Below are 3010 nucleotides of genomic sequence, written 5' to 3'. Positions count from 1 at the left end.
CGAGCAGCGCGGCGTTCCAGCCGGTGCCGGTGCCCTGCTCCATCACCCGCATCCCCGGCTCGACCTGGAGGTCGCCGAGCATCGAGGCGACCAGCGACGGCATCGAGGCGGAGCTGGTCGGCACCGTGCCGGGCTCAGCGCCCTGGTGCGCGCCGTCGTCCCACTGGGTGACGATCGGGATGTCCGCGGCCGCGGCCGCCAGCCAGCCCGGCTCGTCCGCGGTCCGGTCGACGGGCCGGCTGTTCCCGGTGGTCATGTCGTGCGCCCACACCAGGTCCGGCAGGAACAGCGAGCGCGGCACGGCGACGAAGGCCGACGCCCAGGAATCGGGGACGGGGAAGGACCGCCCCGGCGCGGGACGGCCCTCCTGCTCGGATGCGAGCGTCACTTGCGGTGTCCCCGTCCCCGGGCGGCGTCGTTCCGTCGGGTGACGGCGGGTCGGACGGTGGCGTCCACGGGGTGCCCGGGTGCCCGTCTCCCTCGCCGCCGCCGGAACCTCCGCCGCCGTGTCCTCCGTCGATGTTCATACCGACCTCCTTGTCGTCGCTGTGATGCCGCCCTCACGGATCCCGGGAGGAGGACTGGGCCGCAGCCAGGCACGCTCCGCTGCGCACACCGGCCGGGGCCGCCCCGACTCGCCGCCCACATCCGGAGCCGATGACCCGGACCGTCACTGTGGGCGACGGGTCGACGATAGGGAGTAACCGGGTCGACCCTCAATGCGTTTGCACGCGTTTGCAGAATTTCAGCCCGGGGACTCAGCGGCCTTGGAGATGAAAGGTCGTGCCGATCTCCGCCAGGAGCTCGATGCCGGGGCCCTGGACGGCCAGCACGAACCGTAGCGCTATGACGCCCTCCCCCACCAAGTCGGTTACGCGGTTTTGCACGACGCTCCATCCCTCGGTGATGGCACGTCAAGAGCACGCAGGGGCGCCATGGGGGCACGCATTACTCCGCGCGCCTCCGCTTCTCGACACCTCGCCACCTCGCCACCTCGCCACCTCGCCACCGACCACGAGGGCCGGCGCGAGGTGGCCTTACGAGTCCGACCGTCTGGCGGTCACACGCAAAATCAAATGTGCGTCAGCTCAGTTGCGAAATAGTGCACTTGGCCCTGCCAGGCATCGCGCTGTGGCAGCATCGCCCCCATGTCCGAGGAGACCGAAGACGCCCAGGCCGGACCCGGCTCCCGGGACCCGTCGGGATCACGCCCCGGGCGGGGGGAGCGGGTCGGGCTGGTGCTCTCCGGCGGCGGCTTCCGCGGCGCGTACCAGGCGGGCTTCCTCAAAGCAGCGGCCGAGGCGGGCTTCCGCCCGAGAGTCGTCAGCGGCACGTCGGTCGGAACGCTCAACGCCATGCTGCTGCGACACCTGACCCCGGAGGAGCTGTACGCCTACTGGGCCCACCGGGTCAGCTTCCGTAGGTTCTACCGTCCGAACCCCGTCGGCATCGCGATCCGCAGCACCTGCTGGATCCTCCTGGTGCCGTGGATGCTGCAGTACGCCCTCTTCCGGCAATCCAGATTCGGCGGAATGATCGGGCAGCTGTTCACCGACACCGAGTCGGCCATTCCGGTCCACCAGCGAAACCCGTGGAGCCAGTTCTCCACGTACTCCATCGGCTTCACTCCGGCACTGCTCTCCACCTTCGGATACGTGGGCCTCGCGGGCCGGTTCGGTTACGGCCCGGAATCCGACGCCTTCCGGTACAGCGCCTACGCCTTCTTCTTCCTGGTCTACGCCGTTCTGACGAAGGCGCCGGCGATCTTCAGATTCGTCGACGGCCGCGGACTGACGATGTTCCACACCCGGCTGCACGCCCGGATCGCCGAGGCCACCTCCGGCGCACCACAGGCGCGGCAGGACGCCCCGGAGGCGTTCGCCACCGTGGCGGTCGCGGAGCGCATATTCGACTACTCGAACGTCGAGTACTACCCTCCCCGCCGCGCCACCATGTGGGCCTACGAGCGGGTCATGGACGTCGGCTCCGGAAGGGTCACCCCGTCGAAGCGGCCGACGCTGACTGCCCGCTACCTGCCGATCGAGGACCTGGCGAGCTCCCTCACCATTGCCGTGGCCAGCGCCTCCCTCCCCCTCGGGATGATGCCCGGACTCCGGTACGGCGGAAGGATCCTCCGTGACGGCGGCTCTGCCGACAACATCCCGGTCTTCCCCCTGCTCCACCGGGGACTCGACCGAATCGTCATCCTGGACATCGCCAGGAAGCCGTGGGACAGGGAACAGTTCGTCTCGGGCCTGCGCGCGGCCCACCGCCGGCAGGTCCTCGCGCGGATGGACCACGAGGAACCCGAGATCATCGCATCGGCGTGCATCATGGCCTACCGGATGCGCAAATCCCGATCCGTATCGGCCTTCTGCAAGGTCGTGACCGGCATCACCGAAGCATTGGATGCCAGATACGGCGTGACCGCACCGGAACTGCCGGAGCTGTGCCACGTCCGCCTCTGCGAGAAGCGCCTCGGGCTCACCACCATCTGGGCATCCCGGAAGCGGATCCATGCGATGCAGGAGCACGGATACCTGGTCGGCAAGCGCTTCTTCCGGGAGGAGGCGACGCTTCGCCAGGACGACACTGGCGACGTGAACTCCTCCACCTTCACCTCCGGCTCGACGGAGCGCGCCCTACCGATCGCCGCCACCGAGCAACATGCAACGGATCCGCGGCGTGGGACGATCGGCCGGTGACTCGACCCATGGCCCGTGACCGCTCCCTGGAGGAGCTCGAGCGCGACGTCTGGCCGGCCCCGTCGGCCGATGCAAGTCGCCTTGTTACGACGGTGCATGCCCTTCGGCGTCGGCCGATCGGCCGGCTGACCGTCGAGGACATGCGTCTATTGATCGGGCAGGACGTGGGACTCGCGCACCTTCTGCCGCTCGCGCTGGAGGTTCTGCGGGACGACCCGATGGCCGAGGGCGACCTGTACGCGGGCGATCTGCTGTCGGCCGTTCTGACCAGAAGTCCAGCCGTCTGGAACGAGTGGCCCCGCCTC

The 3010-nt window shown here is 69.2% G+C and carries 3 protein-coding genes and 1 pseudogene; 2 read left to right on the top strand and 2 right to left on the bottom strand.

Going from position 1 to position 3010, the window contains the following annotated elements; all coding sequences use genetic code 11:
• Both ABZ885_RS38405 and ABZ885_RS38400 read right to left on the bottom strand, forming a co-directional pair.
• Positions 1-388 (bottom strand): annotated as a pseudogene (locus tag ABZ885_RS38405) (protein-L-isoaspartate(D-aspartate) O-methyltransferase); the annotation flags it as partial.
• 370 nt (positions 389-758) lie between these two features.
• On the bottom strand, positions 759-887 hold the full coding sequence (locus tag ABZ885_RS38400; protein ID WP_360199416.1) for a hypothetical protein: 129 nt from the start codon (positions 885-887) through the stop codon (positions 759-761).
• Positions 888-1238: 351 nt separating this feature from the next.
• Between ABZ885_RS38400 and ABZ885_RS38395 the strand changes: the two genes are divergently transcribed.
• Entirely contained in the window at positions 1239-2705 is a 1467-nt protein-coding gene (locus ABZ885_RS38395; protein WP_360199415.1) for a patatin-like phospholipase family protein, read from the top strand.
• A gap of 8 nt (positions 2706-2713) precedes the next feature.
• Positions 2714-3010, top strand: a 297-nt coding sequence (locus tag ABZ885_RS38390; RefSeq protein WP_360199414.1) for a contact-dependent growth inhibition system immunity protein, incomplete at its 3' end; no start/stop codon positions are given.

It is taken from the genome of Kitasatospora sp. NPDC047058 (assembly GCF_040643935.1).
GTDB lineage: Bacteria > Actinomycetota > Actinomycetes > Streptomycetales > Streptomycetaceae > Kitasatospora.
This window is presented reverse-complemented; position numbering and strand designations above follow the sequence as displayed.